Source organism: Chitinophaga sp. (assembly GCF_039596135.1).
GTDB lineage: Bacteria > Bacteroidota > Bacteroidia > Chitinophagales > Chitinophagaceae > Chitinophaga.
Genome location: NZ_JBCNKH010000001.1, coordinates 298,594 through 317,494, shown reverse-complemented (window position 1 = coordinate 317,494; position 18,901 = coordinate 298,594). Strand labels below are relative to the sequence as shown.

General features: G+C 45.2%; 17 protein-coding genes. 9 read left to right on the top strand and 8 right to left on the bottom strand.

The features are described 5' to 3' along the window. Positions 1-36: 36 nt before the first annotated feature. Together ABDW16_RS01355 and ABDW16_RS01350 are read right to left on the bottom strand one after the other, a co-directional pair. A complete protein-coding gene (locus ABDW16_RS01355; protein WP_343667312.1) occupies positions 37-945 on the bottom strand; it encodes an aspartyl protease family protein in 909 nt (302 codons plus the stop codon). Positions 946-977: 32 nt separating this feature from the next. Further along, positions 978-2,198: an aspartyl protease family protein gene (locus ABDW16_RS01350; protein ID WP_343667311.1), complete on the bottom strand. Its 1,221-nt coding sequence runs from the start codon at positions 2,196-2,198 to the stop codon at positions 978-980. A gap of 109 nt (positions 2,199-2,307) precedes the next feature. Here ABDW16_RS01350 and mqnC point away from each other — a divergent pair, with 109 nt between their 5' ends. The 3 genes from mqnC (at position 2,308) to ABDW16_RS01335 (ending at position 4,770) form a co-directional block, all read left to right on the top strand. Beyond that, positions 2,308-3,432: a cyclic dehypoxanthinyl futalosine synthase gene (gene mqnC, locus ABDW16_RS01345; protein WP_343667310.1), complete on the top strand. Its 1,125-nt coding sequence runs from the start codon at positions 2,308-2,310 to the stop codon at positions 3,430-3,432. A 121-nt stretch (positions 3,433-3,553) separates the two neighbouring features. Then, a complete protein-coding gene (locus ABDW16_RS01340; protein ID WP_343667309.1) occupies positions 3,554-4,162 on the top strand; it encodes a hypothetical protein in 609 nt (202 codons plus the stop codon). 65 nt (positions 4,163-4,227) lie between these two features. After that, a complete protein-coding gene (locus ABDW16_RS01335) occupies positions 4,228-4,770 on the top strand; it encodes a GNAT family protein (protein ID WP_343667308.1) in 543 nt (180 codons plus the stop codon). 12 nt (positions 4,771-4,782) lie between these two features. On the opposite strand, the gene ABDW16_RS01330 is transcribed toward ABDW16_RS01335, so the two are convergent. Beyond that, positions 4,783-5,565 carry a TIM barrel protein gene (locus tag ABDW16_RS01330; protein ID WP_343667307.1) on the bottom strand — a complete coding sequence of 261 codons (783 nt, stop codon included), beginning with the start codon at positions 5,563-5,565 and terminating at the stop codon, positions 4,783-4,785. 319 nt (positions 5,566-5,884) lie between these two features. Here ABDW16_RS01330 and ABDW16_RS01325 point away from each other — a divergent pair, with 319 nt between their 5' ends. Beyond that, the gene (locus ABDW16_RS01325) at positions 5,885-6,199 is read left to right on the top strand and encodes a hypothetical protein (RefSeq protein ID WP_343667306.1); all 315 of its coding nucleotides are present in this window, start codon (positions 5,885-5,887) and stop codon (positions 6,197-6,199) included. Positions 6,200-6,384: 185 nt separating this feature from the next. Here the strand turns inward: ABDW16_RS01325 and ABDW16_RS01320 are convergent, their stop codons facing one another. Together ABDW16_RS01320 and ABDW16_RS01315 are read right to left on the bottom strand one after the other, a co-directional pair. Beyond that, positions 6,385-9,276, bottom strand: a complete 2,892-nt coding sequence (locus ABDW16_RS01320; protein ID WP_343667305.1) for an outer membrane beta-barrel family protein — start codon at positions 9,274-9,276, stop codon at positions 6,385-6,387. Positions 9,277-9,307: 31 nt separating this feature from the next. Next, positions 9,308-10,099, bottom strand: a complete 792-nt coding sequence (locus ABDW16_RS01315; RefSeq protein ID WP_343667304.1) for a GLPGLI family protein — start codon at positions 10,097-10,099, stop codon at positions 9,308-9,310. 239 nt (positions 10,100-10,338) lie between these two features. Between ABDW16_RS01315 and ABDW16_RS01310 the strand changes: the two genes are divergently transcribed. The 5 genes from ABDW16_RS01310 (at position 10,339) to ABDW16_RS01290 (ending at position 15,455) form a co-directional block, all read left to right on the top strand. After that, a complete protein-coding gene (locus ABDW16_RS01310; RefSeq protein ID WP_343667303.1) occupies positions 10,339-11,721 on the top strand; it encodes a HAMP domain-containing sensor histidine kinase in 1,383 nt (460 codons plus the stop codon). Between the two features lie 16 nt (positions 11,722-11,737). Further along, the gene (locus ABDW16_RS01305) at positions 11,738-12,427 is read left to right on the top strand and encodes a response regulator transcription factor (RefSeq protein ID WP_343667302.1); all 690 of its coding nucleotides are present in this window, start codon (positions 11,738-11,740) and stop codon (positions 12,425-12,427) included. Between the two features lie 24 nt (positions 12,428-12,451). Next, the gene (gene pheS, locus ABDW16_RS01300; protein WP_343667301.1) at positions 12,452-13,480 is read left to right on the top strand and encodes a phenylalanine--tRNA ligase subunit alpha; all 1,029 of its coding nucleotides are present in this window, start codon (positions 12,452-12,454) and stop codon (positions 13,478-13,480) included. A gap of 120 nt (positions 13,481-13,600) precedes the next feature. Beyond that, entirely contained in the window at positions 13,601-14,443 is an 843-nt protein-coding gene (locus tag ABDW16_RS01295; protein WP_343667300.1) for a 3-hydroxyacyl-CoA dehydrogenase NAD-binding domain-containing protein, read from the top strand. Between the two features lie 19 nt (positions 14,444-14,462). Continuing rightward, positions 14,463-15,455 (top strand): SDR family NAD(P)-dependent oxidoreductase, encoded by a 993-nt coding sequence (locus ABDW16_RS01290; RefSeq protein WP_343667299.1) that lies wholly within the window; start codon positions 14,463-14,465, stop codon positions 15,453-15,455. Here ABDW16_RS01290 and ABDW16_RS01285 read toward each other — a convergent pair. The 3 genes from ABDW16_RS01285 to hemN all read right to left on the bottom strand — a co-directional run bounded on the left by ABDW16_RS01285 (position 15,441) and on the right by hemN (position 18,900). Continuing rightward, the gene (locus ABDW16_RS01285) at positions 15,441-16,103 is read right to left on the bottom strand and encodes a hypothetical protein (protein ID WP_343667298.1); all 663 of its coding nucleotides are present in this window, start codon (positions 16,101-16,103) and stop codon (positions 15,441-15,443) included. The two genes, ABDW16_RS01290 and ABDW16_RS01285, sit on opposite strands and share 15 nt — an antisense overlap. A gap of 58 nt (positions 16,104-16,161) precedes the next feature. Beyond that, complete coding sequence (locus tag ABDW16_RS01280; RefSeq protein ID WP_343667297.1) at positions 16,162-17,106, bottom strand: UDP-3-O-(3-hydroxymyristoyl)glucosamine N-acyltransferase; 945 nt, start codon at positions 17,104-17,106, stop codon at positions 16,162-16,164. 435 nt (positions 17,107-17,541) lie between these two features. Then, complete coding sequence (hemN, locus tag ABDW16_RS01275) at positions 17,542-18,900, bottom strand: oxygen-independent coproporphyrinogen III oxidase (RefSeq protein WP_343667296.1); 1,359 nt, start codon at positions 18,898-18,900, stop codon at positions 17,542-17,544. Position 18,901 lies beyond the last annotated feature (1 nt).

Below are 18,901 nucleotides of genomic sequence, written 5' to 3'. Positions count from 1 at the left end.
TGTCCATATTGATTTTGCCAAAGGCAGGCTAAACCCTTATTTATCGAGGTAGATTTCCCGGTGCTTATAGTTGATGGTAATAGTGCGGAATTGTGACCAAATGTAGGATCCAATAGAACCGGCCACTTCCGTTAATCCGCCCACATCATTCACATCTTTGCAGTAACTACCAGAGACCTTTTCCATGCGGACGGTGCCAAAAGCCAGGTAAGGAATGATGGTATTGAGGTAAGTGAGTTCCTGGTACAGATCCCCTACCTTGTCTGTACCAACAATAGGCAGGATCTCTCTCAGGTGATACTTTTCAACGAAAGGCCAGTTGAACAGGATACCATAATCCCCACCGGAAATGAAATGGTAACGGCTCCCTAGCGAGCGACCATCCGGCAACTCTATCACAGCTTCTATAACAGGGGTATCAAAATTCAGGGTCATGGCCAGGCGCTTGCCGGGTACGCTCATCGGTGTTTTGCCCTGACGGTACAGTAAAATCTGAGAGCGGGTATAATCGATCTGGACGATGTACGTTTTGATCAGGTCCACTCCTATAATGCCGTCGATATGAATAGGCGATTTTTTGAATTCCTGTAGGGGCTCTAAATATACTTTTACCAGCGGTAACCGGGCTTTGCCAAAATACAACAGGTTGATAGTGGATGTAGGTACCCGCACCACAATATCGTCAGTACCACTCAGTCCTCCGTCTTCTTTGGTTTCCAGTTTTAGTTTTTTGGCTGTTTCATTACTCAGCGTGGTTGCTTCGGCACCTGTATCAAATATGAAATACAGGCTATCCTCCGTACTACTCAGCGAAGCACTGATAATCAAAGAGTGGTTGTATTCCCGGAATGGCAGAACGACTACCGGTTCGGCGGTGACAGGCGGTGCCTGGGCGGCTGCCAGGAGCGGCAAAGCAGTAAGTATGTAGAACAGTATCTTTTTCACGTTACACATCAAACGAAAGATAGTGCAAAGTATTATAAAATACTTTTGATGGCTACTTTTTTCAGCATGAGCTCATTGTTCCTGCTGATGAGTAACATGGGCCGGGTACCTACATTTTTAAGCTGCTCTCTCACCTCCTGTATGTTATTAGTGAAGAGGTTATTGATTGCTATGATGATATCTCCGGCTTTTAAACCCGCTTTTTCTGCCGGGGATCCTTTGATAATGTCTGTGATTTCAATTTTTCCATCGATCATATAGATGACCAGCCCGGTATAGGAATAATCAAAAGGTTCCCTGAAGTGATTATTGGGCAGCAGATAGATCTCCTTTTTACTATAATTGAGATAGATGTTGAAACGGCGCAGGAGATCATTGCCGATCATACCGCCAAGAAAAGGATAAGCTGTGATATTTGTCTGATCATCAAATACATATACGGGCACATTCCGGAAGTTGAAACTGCCGATTTTGAATTCTCCGATAGTGGTTACATCCATGGTCATTTTGCCTCCCAGTCCCTGGGCTTCTGTTTGAATCACTTTCCGCTTTTTTTTCCGGGTAGAAAGTACGGCACTGTCGCTCACGAATTGTTTGGAAAAGAGGAGGCACATACCGGCACCTGTATCGAAATAATACCGGCTGCCACGCTGGGTTGAACCATTACGGAGTTGGCCGGTGACGATAGGTATCTGGGTGAGTGTGGGATGTAATAACGAACCTCCCTTAGGATAATTAAATTTCCCTTTGGTAAAGAGCAGGATCTCTTCAGTATTATAGTCTACCAGTACATTGTAACGGCTCAGCAGGCTATAGCCAATAATGCCGTCTATCTGTAAACCATAGACCTGGCTGATCAGCTCATAATTGTTGACATGGAAATTGAGGCTATCTACTTCCACCCCGGGGAGCAGCAGTGTCCGGTCCATAGCAAAATCCACTTTTTTGGAACCTCCCACCCCACGCACTACTTTGTCAGTAGGGGTGAGCGGAATACCCAAACGAACACAGGTGCTGGTGTCCAGCGAAATGCCAGCACTACCGGTATCGAGGATGAACTGGAGTGTATCAGAAAAACCTTTGATCTGTGCGAGTATCACCACTACGCCTCCATAGTATTGTTTGAACGGAAAGCGGCAGATCAGCGTACCTTCTTCTTCCTGGGGCAGTTGTGATTGAGCAGTTGCGGCGTGGAATAGAGAAAGCGCTAATAAAATGATACAACAGTGCTTTGACAATGTTGCTTTTTGCATACAAGAGAATGACAGAATAACAGTTGCATAAATGTAGGATTAAAAAAGCCGATTACCGCTTAAAAATCCACCAATGGCGGGATATTGTTTTTTGCTACCTTTGTTTATCATGGAACTGAAAGATCTATATAGGAAAGCATTAAATTTTGAGTGGCTTACACCAGAGGAAGGGGTATATCTGTTTGAAAAAGCGCCACTTACGGAGCTGATGCACATCGCAAATGAGCTTCGTAAACAGCAGGTTCCACACGGGAAAGTTACCTGGCAGATAGATCGAAACGTAAACACCACCAACGTGTGTACGGCTAACTGCAAATTCTGTAATTTTTATCGTATCCCGGGCCATGCAGACGCTTACATCACGTCAATTGAAGAGTACAAGGTAAAGATCGAGGAGACCCTGAAATTTGGCGGTGACCAGTTACTGTTGCAGGGTGGCCACCACCCGGATCTGGGTCTGGCCTTTTATGTGGATACCTTTAAGCAGCTGAAACAGTTGTATCCTACCCTTAAGCTGCATGCCCTCGGCCCCCCGGAAGTAGCACACATCACAAAACTGGAAAAAAGTACACATATAGAAGTCCTGAAGGCACTGAAAGAAGCTGGTCTGGCCAGCTTACCAGGTGCAGGGGCTGAAATCCTGAACGACCGCGTGCGCAGGCTCATTTCCAAAGGGAAATGTGGTGCACAGGAGTGGCTGGATGTAATGCGTGCAGCGCATAAGCTGAATATCGCATCCTCCGCTACCATGATGTTCGGGCACGTGGAAACTGTACTGGAGCGTTTTGAACACCTGGCAGACATCAGGCAGGTGCAGAGCGAAAAGCCGGAAGGCCATTATGGCTTTACTGCCTTCATTCCATGGACTTTCCAGGATGTAGATACCCTGTTGTCCAGGATCAGGGGGGTACACAATATGACCACCTCAGAAGAATATATCCGTATGATCGCATTGAGCCGTATCATGCTGCCTAATATTAAGAATATCCAGGCTAGCTGGCTTACAGTGGGTAAGCAGGTCGCTCAGATCTGTCTCCACGCCGGTGCGAACGATTTCGGATCTATTATGATTGAAGAAAATGTGGTAAGTGCTGCCGGTGCACCGCACAGGTTTACCTACAGGTCTATGCAGCAGGCGATCAGGGAAGCTGGCTTTGAGCCACAACTGAGAACCCAGTTGTACGAGTTCAGGGAAATCCCGGCAGGTATCCAGGAGCAGGTGATTAATTATTAATACTGATGTATATATGTATAGCGGCTTGCGACTAATCGTCGCAAGCCGCTATTATTTTTAACAGGTCAATGTAACTCTCCTCTTTTTTTCCCGTCTAATCAACAGTTAAAAGGAGGAGATTATGAAAAGGCTAGGAGTATTGTTATTATGTATAGGGCTGTTGGCCATCACAGCTTGCACCAGTACCAAACTAACTTCGTCCTGGAAAACACCGGATGCCAAGCTTGATACCGGCAAAAAAATGATTGTGATAGCCCTTGTTCCCCCCAGGGATCAAAATCTGCGCATTTTAATGGAAAATGAGTTGGTAAATGAGCTACAGAAGGAAGGGTTCAACGCAGTATCTTCATTTGCCAAATACGGTCCGGACGATGCCCTGTCGAAAACTGGCGACGAGAAGGCTGCCCTGCATAAATTCAGGAATGGTGACGTAGACCAGGTGCTCACCATCGCCATGATAGATAAAACAAAATCCAGGGGTTATGTGCCCCCCTACCCTTACACCCCTTATTACCGGGGATGGTACGGCGGTATGTTTACTCCCGGATATTATACCACGAATGTGCGGTATGAATGGGATACAAACCTGTACGACCTGGGACAGAAAAAACTGATCTACAATGCCCAGTCAGAAGCAATAGATCCGCCTACGGCTTACAAACAGGCATCTCAGTTCGCTCGCCAGATAGTTCGGGATATGCAGCGGCAACAGTTGTTTGCAAAAAGTTAAGTTTACTATATTTGAGGTTTGGCCAATATACCAGAACCGGTATAAGGGCCAAACCTTAATTTTTTATGCTGGAGTTAGCCGTAGACGATCATATTTTACTCAGGCAGTTACAACCTGAAAATGCACCGGTGCTTTATCGCACCCTCGATACATCCCGTAAGGCGCTGCGCCGGTTCCTCCCATGGGTGGATTACAATACAAATGAAGATCATTCCCTTCGTTTTATAGAGATGATGCTGCGCAAAGCAGAAGACCAGGAAGCCATTGCCTTTGGTATCTGGTACGATGGGCAGCTGTGCGGAGTGTTGGATTTACATTGCTGGGATCACCTGCTGCAAAAAGCTGAAATCGGCTATTGGCTGGCAGAACATTGCCGTGGCAAAGGCATTGCTGTAGCCTGTTGCAGGGTGCTCATCTCTTTTGCTTTCGAAAACCTGAAACTCAACAAAGTAGAAATACGCTTTGCGCTGGAAAATGATCGCAGTGCCCGCATCCCTATCAGGCTGGGATTTACGAAAGAGGGTATCTTACGTCACAATGCCAAGCTGCATGGACATTTTGTAGATATGGTAGTCATGGGCATGCTGCGCAATGACTGGAAATACTAATATAAGTAAGGGTCAGATATCACATATCAGCACCGCTTCTTTCAGCGAAGAAAGTTTATCCGTCCTGGTAGGAATGAATTCCTGTGCTACAAAGCCTTTATAACCTGTTTCATAAATCGCTTTCATAATAGCCGGGTAGTATAATTCCTGGCTGTCATTGATCTCATTTCTGCCCGGTGCCCCGCCAGTGTGGTAATGGCTGAAATAAGTATGATTGTCACGGATAGTACGGATGATATCGCCTTCCATGAGTTGCATATGGTAAATATCATAGAGCAGGCTGAAACGGTCAGCGCCTATTTTTTGGCTCAGGGCCACCCCCCAATTTGTATGATCGCATTGATAATCAGGATGATCAACCTTACTGTTCAGTAGTTCCATCACGATATTCACCTTCTTTTTCTCAGCATATGGCAGTAAGCGCTGTAATCCTTTGGCACAGTTTTCAATACCCTGCTCGTCGTCCAGCCCTTCTCTGTTGCCAGAGAAACAGACTACGGATGGGAAGCCGGCTTTGGCAGTTTCATCGATCAGGTACTGGTAATAAGTAATGAGGCCATCGTGGTGCTCCACGCGGTTCCACCCCCTGGTGATATTCCATTCGTCGCTCACAGATGCTACCATTGCACAGGTGAGGCCGAACTGCCTGGCCGTATCAAACTGATGAGGATACAGAAGATCGATAGATTCAAGCCCTATTTCTTTAACACCTTTACAAAAAGTTTCCAGTGGAATGGATTCATAAGGCCAGGCACACACGGAATGACGGATACGACCTTTGAGCGGAGTGGACATATAACAATAGAATTTTTCATAAATATAGCGTGGAACTACGCATTTTTGAAATGCGTACATCCAATCCGGGGTGAAATTCGTAACTTTATAGTAGTACCAAACGTTAAAGAAGTACAGTTACGCCTGAGTTAAAGAAGAAATTACGAGTAATTCCAGGTAGAGGAAAAATCAGCATTTTTTAAAGGATTGTATCACAAATCATTATTCCCAAAAAGTACCCCGACCATCGACTCCGTAATTACTATACTACCACACGTAATTGAAATTGGTAAGCTATTTGATTATACTATTGTGTTCACAATTTAAAGCGGAGGTCAATATGGAAAAAAGATTTACTCCTGCCTTATGGATTTGTATACTGATGGACCTGATTGGCTGTGCCAGTTATGCGGTACCAGTGTTAGGCGAAGTAAGTGATGTAATTTGGGCTCCCATTTCCGCTATCATATTTTACAGGATGTTTGGTGGCAGTATGGGCGCATTCGGAGGCGTGTTCAACTTTATGGAGGAGTTATTCCCCGGTTTGGACTTTATTCCGACATTTACACTTAGCTGGATAGTTCGCAGGATTACTAACGGTGTCAGAGATCGCAAAACCCCGGCACAAAAGGTACAGCAATATAAAGTTGCATGATCCAATGGTACTACCCTTATGGTCAATCGACAAAGTTATTAAGGTTGTAAGGTTATAAAGCTGAAGGTACGAGGGGAGATGTTTCACCGTCACCTTTATTTCCTTTCAACCTTTCAAAAAATCCGGAGTCATTTTACATGTATAATACATAAAAAAAGGAGTGCATTTCGCACTCCTTTTCTGTTTTACATTCCGCCGCCACCCGGAGGACCTCCCGGCATACCGCCACCCGGAGGACGCATAAATCGCATTTCGCGTGGCGGACCTTCGCGGTTATTATTATTGTTCGTACCGAACTTACGCAGGAAGTAAGTAAAGCTGATCATGAAGTAACGTTGCAGTACCATGTTCTGCGTATCCTGAATGTAGTTCTCACCCGTAGTACGGCTGATGCTTACATTTTGTTTCAGCAGGTCGTAAGCATAAAATTTAAATTGCCCCTGTTTTTTCTTCCCAACAAATTTAGATACATATCCATTCAGTAAAGTATAATCTACGTTGTAACCCGCAGCCCGGCCGGCATTCAATGTATATGTCATATCACTGCCCAGCTGAAATCCTGCTGGTAGATTGATGTTGAAGTCCAGGGAGAATGAATAGTTGAAATAATTTGTGTTGTTGCTTGGCAGGATGTCGTATCGTGCTGCTGCATACTGTACGCTACCAGATGTGGATACATCAAATAATTCTTTGAAGAAGTAGTTGAATGTAATGCCTTCAGTCAGGCTGAAATTCCTGGTATAGTATTTCCTGATGTCACTAAAGTTTTCATCCTCACCGGTAAAACTTGCATCTCTTTTGTAAGAAACATTCGTACTTATGTTCAGAGATGTTACATGATTTTTGATGGGAATAGTATTCACCATATTACCACTCAGTGAATACACACCATTCGTATTGATCGGTTTAGTGTATTGCTTACCGGTAGAGTCATCAGTGCGGTTCGCATTTACAATCTGGTTGCTGGCAAACGTTGCATTTGCATTTACAAAAATACCACGAAAAGAACTTCTGTTGAATGCGTTGTAACCTGCCATCAGACTATGTGTAAACGTGGGCTTCAGGTTAGGGTTACCTTGTTGCACATACAGTGAACTGGTCAGATCCGGCAGTGGCTGCAACTGTGAAATAGTTGGCTGAGTAGTGCTTCCATTATAACGGAAGCGGAACCTTCTGCCCTGCTCAAAGTTGTAGTTGAAACTTGCAGATGGAAAGTAGTTCACAGTGTACTGAGAGATGTGTGTATTTCTGCTCACATTGTCATTCACAAGGCTATTCCACTTCACGTTCATACCGAAGGTATAATCGTACTTAAACTTGTTCGTACGGATGTTCACACCTGCCTGGTTAGTAGAAAATGTGTTCTCAAAAATGTTACTCAGACTATCATTCGGCACATCATATTTTCCGGAAGCATTCGCATCGTAAGTAAGGTTTTTGGAAGAGCTGTAATTATTGCTATATGTATAGTTCAGTTCCAGGTACCTGTCTTTCATCAAAGGCTCCGTGTAGGTGAGTGCTGCCTGATAATTTCTACCGAGGTTATTTGCATTCGTCTTCCTGTCATACCCGCTGCTGTAAGCATCTGTAGTGTCTGTAGCTACGTATGTGTCCAGCGATTTATAATAGTTCTGACGATCGGTGGTATTATATCCAAACGTGAAGTTGGCGCTCAGGGTACGACCGGTTTTATGAAATTTCTGACGGTACAATGCAGAGCCTGAAAAGTTTGGAGAAGAAGCACCGCTGCGGTTCGTATTGGAACCATCGATAGAGGTCACTTTATTAATATCCTGCTGTTGGTAGTAGCTGGTTGAATTGGTACTACCGTCAGTATAGGAGAATGTGGGCGTAAAAACCACAGAGTGGAAAGAGTCAATTTCATACTCGATCCGCATGTTGAGACGGTTGTTCTTATTTTCAGTAAGAGAACCGGTAGTAGAGTTGTAATAGTAAGAACTATCAGATGTAAAAGTTTGCTTTGCGTTCTGATTTTTAGTTTCGGTTTTTACATCGTTGATGAAGTAACTACCATTGATTTTTAATTTCGTTCCAAAGTCCTGATTATAGTTGAAACCTGCATTCCAGTTGGTGGTGATACCTGTGGTACTATTTCCACCCAGGTTGCTGATAGTGGATTGAGCAGCACCTCTGCCACCGCCACCACTACGACCATTACTACCACCACTGCCGTTGTTGCTGCTGGAGAAGTTGAACACATCCTGCATGGTGAAGCCCATGTTATTTACGTTATTACCACTACCCAGGAAAGAGAGCTGACGGTTATCGCGAAAGGCGTTTGCATTGGCATTTACAGCAAAGCGATCATCAGTACCATAGCCGGCAGAAGCCCTTCCGAATACACCTTTTTTCTTATCTTTTTTGATTGTGATATTGATGGCTTTTTCTGTATTACCATCATCGATACCTGTAAATTGTGCCTGATCAGATTTACGGTCTATCACCTGAATTTTATCAATTACCTCGGCTGGCAGGTTTTTAGTAGCGAGTTTGGGATCGTCACCAAAAAATGGCTTACCATCTACCAATACTCTCTTCACTGTTTCGCCCTGTGCCGTGATCACTCCATCTTTATCCACAGTAACACCGGGCAGTTTTTTGAGCAGGTCTTCCACCACTGCGTTCTCGCGGGTTTTGAAGGCATCTGCATTGAATTCGAGCGTATCCTTTTTTACTACCACAGGTGGTACTTCCTGGATGATTTCTACTTCACCCAGGGTGATACCTTTGCCCCGGAGGTGAATGGTACCCATATCCACTACAGGTTGTGTAGCAGATATAGTAATGCTTTTGAAGACTGGCTTATAACCCAGGTAAGTGATGTATACCCGGTAACCACCAGCGGAGAGACCGGTAAAGCTGAAGCCTCCTTTTTTGTCAGTAAATGCAGTCGCTGCAAGAGAAGAATCCTTGCCATTCAGCAAAGCAACGGTGGCGTCAGCCAAGGGATGGGAAGCGGTTGAATCAGTCAGTTGTCCTTTAACCTGACCTGATTGCGCCTTGGATATAAGCGCAACCAGGATCAGGCATAAAGTCATAAGGGGGATCCTTTTCATGAGGAGGATGTAAGTTAAAAGAAGTAGTCTGTTAATTCCTGTTTTGTCTGTCACGGAATTTCTGCATGGCTTCGCGCCGCATGTTTCGCAGGTCTTCTTCACTCACTTTCTCCGCATTACCAGGCAGGGAAACTTTTTCAGCAGGTACTGGTTTAAAGTCTACTTTCTTTGCAGTAAAAGAACGGTTACTGCTTTCAGCTGCCAGTACTACGCCATTGGGTTCAGGCAGCAGGCCATTTACAGGGCTGTAGCTGAAAGGCAGCTCAGTTGTATACCATACAGTGTAAGTTTCATCTCTTACAGTCACAGTTGCTTTTTTGCAATTGTAGCCGGCAACCTTCTTCGTTTTATCACCAGGCTTTACATCTTTTGCAGGACGGAAGTCCTCTTCTGCAAAGAATGTTTTAGTAGAGTCGTCTGGTTTGGTAAATGTTTGCAGGTATTTATGGCTCTGCAGATCTACAAATCCGCCACCCATCATGCCCATTCCAAATCCACCACGAAAACGGCCACCGCCGCCCTGACCGCCGCCCGGAGGAGGTCCCTGTTCACCACCTTCACCTGGAGGAGGACCCTGAGGGGCCCGGTTGCCACCAAAATTAGGACGTTCTGTTTCCAGCTTACCGTGACCGGCTGCGAAAAAGAAATGTTGGTTTATAGTGATTACCTGTCCGTCTTCATCGCCGCCATCACCGCCTCTTGGAGGCATTTTTTGACTCACTTCATAGTCGATCACGCCGCTGTTCTTGTCCTGTGCCTGTGCCGTAAAGCCAGTGAAGGCTATCAGGGCGGCACCAAAGAGGGTTTTTGATAAATGGTTCATGTGTTTATTTTTTTGCTCTCACAAAAGTCATTATTCAGCACACATATTCAGGTTAATTAGCTTTATTTATTGTTAATTACTGTTAAGGAAAGAACATAATATGGGCGCAATGGTTAAGGTTCCTTATTTACTGTTAATTACTGTTAAGGGGATAGCCATGATAATCCCATAATCGAATAGCTTTGCATGATAAATTCATTGAAATAATGCGCCAGCGGATCCGAAACATTCTGATACTCATGTGTATATGCATTCTAGGCATCTACATGTTCCAGGGATACTGGTTATATAACTCCTATCACATACAATTAGATCAGTTCAGTAAAGATATTAACGAATCATTGCGTACTGCTGTTTACAACAAACAGTTTGCCGACGTTCGCCGCTATTTTAGACGCTTTGGCAGAGAGCACGGTGATAGCCTGAGAGGCCCTGGTGGCGATATTCCTCCCCCTCCCGGTCCTGAAGAAGGGGAAGGACGCCAGCGTATGATGATCAATTCGAACGATCATAATGGTCCGCGTCAGAATCCCAATCGTATATATGCCGATACCCTGGCCAGGCAAATTTCTGATTTCCTGCTCCTGAACAATATTACCAGCGACAGTGTCAAACTGGTAAAGCTGGATTCTATCTTCAGTGCAGAACTTCACGGCCGCCAGATCAAAACGGACTTCCACCTGGATACTTTTCACATCAACTTTGACGGTTTTGCCAGGGAAAGTTTCCGCGATAGCTTGCGCAGGCGTGGCCCACAAAAGACAAGCAAGATACCATTTAACCCTGCGAGCAATCTTTTTGTTCAGGCGGTGTTTGAATCTCCTATGCCTTATATCCTGGCCAAGATGGTCTGGACGTTGGTTGGTTCTTTTGTATTGCTTGTGTTGACGACCATCTGCTTTATCTACATGTTGCGTACCATCCTGAAGCAAAAGAAACTGTCAGAGGTAAAGAATGATTTTATCAACAACATGACGCACGAGCTGAAAACACCTATCGCCACTGTATATGCAGCTGTGGAAGCCATGCAGAATTTCAACGCCCTCAACGACCAGCGCAAAACGCAGTCGTATCTCGATATCTCCAAGCAGGAGTTGCAAAGACTGTCAGACCTGGTAGAAAAGGTACTGCACATAGCATCGGAAGAAAGAGAAGAAATAGAGCTGTACAGGGAGGAAACTGATATGAACGAGATCATGGATACGATCATTACCAATCATCAGCTCAAAACCAACAGGCCAGTACAGTTCAGGTATGATAACCTGATTGGCGACCGGCTTGTGAATGTAGACCGTACTCACCTGTCAAATGCGATCAGCAACCTCGTGGACAATGCCATCAAATACTCGGGAGAATTGCCTGTGGTACATATCCGTAGTTCCATAGAAAACGGTAACTTAATCATTCGGGTAAAAGATAATGGGATAGGTATTCCTAAAACATACCAGGAAAGTATTTTTGATACTTTCTTCCGGGTACCGACCGGGAACCTGCACAATGTGAAAGGATTCGGACTGGGACTCAGTTATGTCAAAAAAATCGTAGAACTGCACGGTGGTCGTATCACTGTACATAGTGAACCAGACAAGGGCAGCGAATTTATCATCCAAATACCTGTTTGAGACTAAATCTGTTACTATGGCTAAAGTATTATTGATAGAAGACGAATGGCAACTGGGACAAATCGTAAAGGATAGCCTGGAAATGCGTGGCTTTGAAATGCTCTACGCGTCAGACGGAAAGGAAGGGTTGGATTTGTACCAGCAGCACAAACCGGATGTGGTAGTGCTGGATATCATGATGCCAAACATGGACGGGTTTACTGTTACTACAGAAATCAGGAAACAGGACAAGGTGACCCCGATCATCTTTCTCACGGCCAAATCCCAGACCGCAGATGTGGTAAAAGGGTTTGAACTGGGTGGTAACGACTACCTGAAAAAGCCGTTCAGTATGGATGAACTGATTGTAAGAATCAAAGCCCTGCTGCAGCGGTTCGCTGATCAGCCGGCGGCGCAGGAAGCCTCTGGTGCCGATGTGATCCAGATCGGTCAGTACCAGTTTAACTATACCAAGCAAACCCTGACCCGCAACCAGGAAACCGCCTTCCTCTCCCACCGGGAAGCAGAGATACTGCGGCGCCTGTCAGAAAACCTGAACCAGGTGATAGAAAGGAAGGTCGTACTGCTGGACTTATGGGGCGACGACAGCTTTTTCAACGCCCGCAGCATGGATGTTTTCATCACCAAACTACGCCGCTACCTGAAAGACGACCCAAGGGTGCAAATTGTCAACATCCGGGGCGTGGGTTATAAATTAATTTTCTGAGTATATCATTATCTTTGCTGTCTTATGGATCACATAGAACAGCAAATAGCTGCCTACAAACAGGAAATCGAGGCAATTGAACCGGCCACAGCTGCCGACCTGGAGGCATTCCGTATCAAATTCCTTGGAACCAAAGGGATTGTAAAAGCTATATCCGGAGAAATGGCGAACGTGCCCAAAGAGCAGAAAAGAGAATTCGGCTTACTGCTCAATGGATTTAAGCAATTCGTGGAGGAGCGCTATGCGCAATTTGAACACCTGAAAGATGGTGCCGGTGCTGCCGCTACCGATGCCGATTTTACCCTGCCGGCAGAACCTCACCGCCTGGGTACCCGTCATCCTGTCAGCATAGTAAGAAATAACATCATCAGCATATTTGAGCGCCTGGGTTTTGCTATAGCAGAAGGGCCTGAAATTGAGGATGACTGGCATAACTTTACCGCACTGAACCTGCCTGAAAACCATCCGGCCAGGGATATGCAGGACACTTTCTACATCAGCAAAGCACCGGATTGGCTGCTGCGCACCCATACCTCTTCTGTACAGGTAAGGGAGATGGAAAAGGGTAAGCTGCCTATCCGTATCATTTGTCCGGGACGGGTATACCGCAATGAAACTATCTCTGCCCGTGCACACTGCTTCTTCCACCAGGTAGAAGGATTGTACATCGACGAAAACGTTTCATTCGCTGATCTGAAACAAACCCTCTATCACTTCGTGAAAGAGCTGTTTGGTGAAGATACCCGTATCCGCTTCCGCCCCTCCTACTTCCCATTCACCGAACCAAGTGCAGAAATGGATATTTCCTGCTTCATTTGTGGCGGTAAGGGCTGTAACGTATGTAAACATACCGGTTGGGTAGAAATCCTGGGCTGTGGTATGGTGCATCCGAAAGTGCTGGAAAACTGTGGCATCGATCCTGAAAAATACACCGGTTTTGCCTTCGGTATGGGTATAGAACGTATCACCATGCTGAAATACCAGATGAAGGACCTGCGGTTGTTCTCAGAAAATGATGTTCGGTTCCTGGAACAATTTGAAGGAACGGTCTAGTAACAGGCATATTTGAATATATTTACAGACAGGAGAAAAGCGCGCAACTGAATCATCCATACGCCTTTTCTCCTGTTTTCATTTCTACCCCAAAAGACGAAGATGATCAACCTGGAACAAATGCAAACGATCGCTGTATGCGGGGCTGGCACAATGGGCGCCGGCATAGCACAGGTAGCCGCAGCAAGCGGTTTCAACACAGTATTGTTCGATGTACAACCAGCCATGCTGGACAAAGCCAGACAACAGATCAGTAGTCAGTTATCCACCCTGGAGCAAAAGGGAAAGCTGGAGAAGGGAATGGCGGACAGGATCATGCAGCGCCTGCATTTTACGGCACATACCGGCGATGTAAAGGCAGAGGTGATCATAGAGGCCATCGTAGAAAAACCTGATATTAAAACAGCATTATTTAGGGAATTAGCAGCTGTGAATAATGAGTACACGATCTTTGCCTCCAACACCTCTTCTCTCTCCATATCATCCATTGCAGCGGCAGTGCCTCATCCGGAACGGGTAGCGGGCATGCACTTTTTTAATCCTGCACCGGTGATGAAACTGGTGGAGATTGTGAGTGGTGAAAAAACATCGGCTAATGTTGCACAACTGTTGCATGCATTGGCCGCTAAAATGGGTAAGACGCCGGTACAGGTCAGGGATACCCCGGGGTTTATTGTAAACAGGGTGGCCAGGCATTATTATTTAGAAGCCATGCAGGTAGCTGCAGCAGGAATCGCGCCGTACAAAACAATAGATCGCCTGTTGGAAAGTGCAGGTTTCCGAATGGGACCTTTTACCCTGATGGACCTGATCGGCAACGATGTAAACCTGGCAGTGACACAATCCTTGTACGATGCATTTGAAAAGGCGCCCCGCTTTACGCCGAGCCCATTACAGATTGCCTGTGTGCAGGCCGGCGATTTAGGAAAGAAAACCGGGAAAGGGTTTTATAATTATCTTTAGACAAACGGAACAAGATTACATGATATTAGTAACAGGAGGAACCGGATTTTTAGGCAGTCATTTATTACGGAAACTGGTGAAAACAGGCATACCTGTAAGGGCATTATACCGCAAGGAAATTCCTGAACAGCTCAGAGACATTGCCGACAAAATCACCTGGATCAAAGGAGATGTACTGGATGTGTGTGCACTGGAAGATGCCATGGAAGGTGTTGAGAAAGTCTATCACTGTGCAGGTGTGGTATCATTCCGCCCCGAAGCGCGTGAGCAGATTATGAAAGTGAACATAGATGGTACTGCCAATGTGGTGAACCTGGCGCTGGATGCCGGTGTGAAAAAACTGGTGCATGTAAGCTCCGTAGCTGCCCTGGGTCGTGCAAAGACCGGGCAGATGATCGATGAAAATACTGAATGGCAGGATAGTCATCACAACTCACAGTATGCCGTGAGTAAGTACAGGGCAGAGATGGAAGTCTGGAGAGGTATTGCAGAAGGATTGCCTGCTGCAATCGTAAATCCATCCATCATCCTGGGACCAGATTTCTGGGAAGATGGTTCCGGTCTGCTCATCAAAAATGCCTGGAAAGAATTCCCTTATTATACAGAAGGCATCACTGGCTTTACAGATGTGGAAGACGTAGTTGAAGTAATGATCCGCCTGATGGAAAGCAATATAACCGGGCAGCGTTTTGTAATCTCTGCAGACAACTGGAGCTACGTAGATCTGTTTACAGAAATGGCGGTACAGCTGGGCAAAAAGCCGCCGCATAAACTGGTGAAACCGTGGCAGGCAGAAATAATATGGCGCATAGAAACCTTGAAGAGTAAGGTCACAGGAAAAAAGGCGGTGTTAACGAAAGAAACAGCACATACCGCACAGCTGAAGGTATATTACAACAACGAGAAGATCAGGAAAGCATTGCCAGACTTTGCGTTTACCCCAATGAAAGAAACGATTGCCCGCATGAGTAAAGCCTGGCTGAAAAAGATGCAGCCCTCATCGCAGCAGTAATGCAGCAATCGCTGCTGCAACTACAATGCGTTGCTCCTCTTTTAAATTACTCAGGTCTAACCATACCCGGGGATTATTTCCGGGTATGACGGCCGCCACTACCCTCTTCCGGTACACAAATTCATACCGGATGTTTTCATAAGAATTTACGATACCAAAATGGTTATTGGCAGTGACTTTGAACTCCCCCTGTGAGGAGCGGAGTATACCTGCCTGTTTGTTGTCGTTCAGGTCCAGGTAAGTCATATTCCGGAGAATCATTTCCCAGTTATTCAAAGCAGAATCGGCAACCTGGATGACTATATAAGCCAGTTTATTATTCGCATCAACATGTTCCAGCACGGATGGTAACGAACGATCTGAAAAAGCGATGCGAGGCGTATATAGCGCCTGAATATGAGCCTTACTATCGTGTTTGCAGGTATCACATAGGAGCAGGAAATTAAAGGCGTCAATGGGGTTCTTTATGAAGGAGAAAGAAGCAGGTTGATCGATGCCATTTTTGCGATCGCTGGTGGTATACTTATCGAAAGAAATCGTTTTGGCGGTAAACCAGCCGTCTTTGATAGTGACGGGTACTTCTGTGAGCCCTTTCTGGGCTACGGCAGTCAGGGTTGAAAACAGGAGAAATAATGTTCGGAAAAGCATGTTCCAAATGTATAAAAAAATAGCTTCTGCGGGTGGCAGAAGCTATTTACAAAAGTGTTTATTTACCCTTCAGTTTTTCCCATATTTCAGGAATGCGTTTAATCCATGCTACCTCTCTCATCTTCTGTCGTGCATCTTCGGCAGGATAGCCAAAGTACGTCTTGCCTCCTTCCAGCGAACTGGGTACACCGCTTTGTGCCAGTACTACAGCTCCCTTACCGATTACCAGGTCTTTGGATACACCTACCTGACCCCACAGGATTACGTTGTCTTCGATATGTGCTTTACCACCGATTCCTACCTGTGCAGCAAAGAGACAGTTACGACCAATTACGGTACCATGACCGATATGGATCATGTTGTCAAACTTACTACCCCGACCAATGATGGTATCCCCGCTTACACCCTTGTCAATGGTGCAACCAGCGCCTATTTCCACGTCGTCTTCAATGATCACACGACCACAGCTTTCCATCTTGTCATACATCACTTCCCTGTCCGCTCTTTTCTTAAAGTAGAATGCATCTGCGCCAATCACGGTACCGGCATGAATGATTACGTTGTTGCCAATCACAGTGTGATCGTAGATCGTAACATTGGGATGAATAAGACAGTTCTCTCCGATGGTAACATGATTGCCAATAAATACATTTGGCTGAATGATAGTGTCCTTCCCAATTACCGCAGTATCGCTGATGGGTTTGGTCGCTGGTTCAAAAGGACGGAACCTTTTCACAATTTTAACATATGCACTGAAAGGATCAGGTAACACAAGCAGTGTTTTACCGGGAGGGCAGTCAACTTTTTTATTGATGATAATAATTGTTGCTGCGGAACGCAGACACTTATCATAGTACTTTTCAAAGTCTACAAATGAAATATCACCTGGAGTAACCTTATGTATTTCGTTAATGCCGGTTGCCATTTGCTGATCGTTGCCTTCCAGCGCTGCGCCTATGTATGCGGCGATTTCGGTTACCGGGATCGGAGCATTGAACTTCATATATTCTGCTGTTTAGTACAACAAAGGTAGGTGAGAATCGGGATATTATCGTTTGTGTAAATTTGGTTTGATTGTCGGTGCAAAAAATCTTTCAGCCGTACTTTTTAACTGTTGTTATCCACACTTTTTTTAGTGGTGTGAATAAAAAAGTTTGCATTTTTTTTCTTTTGTGATAAAATTCTTTTTAATATTGTGTAGGGAATTTTTGTTCCCTGTACTTACTAACCCATTCACATAACAAGAAAGTCTGATTGTAAAAAACGGTCAGACTTTTTTTATGCCCGCTAAAGCCCTTTATTCATCAATGTTTCAGCTGATCATTAACTCGCAATAATGTGGTAATTTATCACACTATGATTATTCCATATTTTGGAAAAAATTCCAATCTCCGGATGCGCTTTCAACGTAAAGCAGTAAGAATGAAGTCAATAAGATTTAGATAGCACTACTGAATAGCTGTGATTGTGGTTGTCTGCGCCATAAACGAGCATCGAATGCCATACAGATATTACGGATAAAAGGACGTCCTTTTTCAGTTACAAAAACCTTCCTGGGTCTTACAGCAACCAACCCATCCCTTTCAAGTTCCTGCAGTCGCTGCAAGCCTTCTACAATCGCATCGCACTGCACATCTGCCTTGTTCCAGGTAGTTTCAAAATTGCACATCAGTGCCTGAATATGGCGGCGCAGTAACAGGTCTTCGTTGTTCAGAATATGTCCTCTTACTACCGGAAACTCATCTTTGTTTACCCGTTCCATCCAGCGGTCAATCGTCTTCTCGTTTTGTGTATAAGCATACCAGCTATCGCCGATAGATGATGCACCTAAACCAATCATCAGGGAAGTATGATGATCTGTATAGCCCATAAAGTTGCGGTGTAAGGTACCCTCCTGCGCTGAGCGGTACAGGGAATCATGTGGACGGGCAAAGTGATCCATTCCTATTTCCGTATACCCATTTTCTGCAAACATAGTTTTGCCTAACTCATACAGGGCACGCTTTTCTTCATCCTTAGGCAAATCTGCTTCAGAATATTTGCGCTGACCATTCCCCTTGATCCAGGGTACATGCGCATAGCTATAGAAAGAGATCCTGTCCGGCCCCAGGTTGATAATCTTATTAATGGTATCCTGTACACTTGCCATGGTTTGTAAAGGCAACCCATAAACCAGGTCATAGTTGATGGAAGTATATCCAATCTCCCTGGCTTCGTTGGTGACCCGCTCTACCGTTTCATAAGGTTGTATACGATTGATGATATCCTGCACCTTAGGATCAAAATCCTGTATACCCAGGCTCATACGCCTGAATCCCAGGTTGTACAGGGTTTGCATATGTGCTACAGTCGTATTGTTGGGGTGTCCTTCAAAACTCAGAGAGGCGTCAGAGATCAGGTCAGCATGTTCATAAATGCCACTGATGAGCACCGCCAGGTTGTCCGGACTGAAGAAAGTAGGCGTACCTCCGCCCAGGTGAATTTCGCGGATTCTCGGGCGTTTTTCAAACAGTTTGAGGTAGAGGCCCCACTCCCGTAAAATAGCGTCCATATAGGGCTTTTCTACCCCGTGGTTGACGGTTATATACTTGTTGCATCCACAATAGGTACACAACTTTTCGCAGTAAGGAAGATGTATGTAAATACTGATACCCTCGGTTGAATTAGTAGCCCTGAAAGACTCCTGCAGGGATTGTTTCCATCTCGTAGCTTCAAAAGTTGATTCATCCCAGTAGGGAACGGTAGGATAACTGGTATACCGTGGTGCAGCGGTATTATATTTTTGAATAAGCGTCATT

Excerpts from the sequence above, each read along its gene's own strand:
- ABDW16_RS01350 (WP_343667311.1), bottom strand. The coding sequence starts at position 2,198 with ATGCAAAAAGCAACATTGTCAAAGCACTGTTGTATCATTTTATTAGCG.
- mqnC (WP_343667310.1), top strand. The coding sequence starts at position 2,308 with ATGGAACTGAAAGATCTATATAGGAAAGCATTAAATTTTGAGTGGCTT.
- ABDW16_RS01340 (WP_343667309.1), top strand. The coding sequence starts at position 3,554 with ATGAAAAGGCTAGGAGTATTGTTATTATGTATAGGGCTGTTGGCCATC.
- ABDW16_RS01335 (WP_343667308.1), top strand. The coding sequence starts at position 4,228 with ATGCTGGAGTTAGCCGTAGACGATCATATTTTACTCAGGCAGTTACAA.
- ABDW16_RS01330 (WP_343667307.1), bottom strand. The coding sequence starts at position 5,565 with ATGTCCACTCCGCTCAAAGGTCGTATCCGTCATTCCGTGTGTGCCTGG.
- ABDW16_RS01325 (WP_343667306.1), top strand. The coding sequence starts at position 5,885 with ATGGAAAAAAGATTTACTCCTGCCTTATGGATTTGTATACTGATGGAC.
- ABDW16_RS01320 (WP_343667305.1), bottom strand. The coding sequence starts at position 9,276 with ATGAAAAGGATCCCCCTTATGACTTTATGCCTGATCCTGGTTGCGCTT.
- ABDW16_RS01315 (WP_343667304.1), bottom strand. The coding sequence starts at position 10,099 with ATGAACCATTTATCAAAAACCCTCTTTGGTGCCGCCCTGATAGCCTTC.
- ABDW16_RS01310 (WP_343667303.1), top strand. The coding sequence starts at position 10,339 with ATGTGTATATGCATTCTAGGCATCTACATGTTCCAGGGATACTGGTTA.
- ABDW16_RS01305 (WP_343667302.1), top strand. The coding sequence starts at position 11,738 with ATGGCTAAAGTATTATTGATAGAAGACGAATGGCAACTGGGACAAATC.
- pheS (WP_343667301.1), top strand. The coding sequence starts at position 12,452 with ATGGATCACATAGAACAGCAAATAGCTGCCTACAAACAGGAAATCGAG.
- ABDW16_RS01295 (WP_343667300.1), top strand. The coding sequence starts at position 13,601 with ATGCAAACGATCGCTGTATGCGGGGCTGGCACAATGGGCGCCGGCATA.
- ABDW16_RS01290 (WP_343667299.1), top strand. The coding sequence starts at position 14,463 with ATGATATTAGTAACAGGAGGAACCGGATTTTTAGGCAGTCATTTATTA.
- ABDW16_RS01285 (WP_343667298.1), bottom strand. The coding sequence starts at position 16,103 with ATGCTTTTCCGAACATTATTTCTCCTGTTTTCAACCCTGACTGCCGTA.
- ABDW16_RS01280 (WP_343667297.1), bottom strand. The coding sequence starts at position 17,106 with ATGAAGTTCAATGCTCCGATCCCGGTAACCGAAATCGCCGCATACATA.
- hemN (WP_343667296.1), bottom strand. The coding sequence starts at position 18,900 with ATGACGCTTATTCAAAAATATAATACCGCTGCACCACGGTATACCAGT.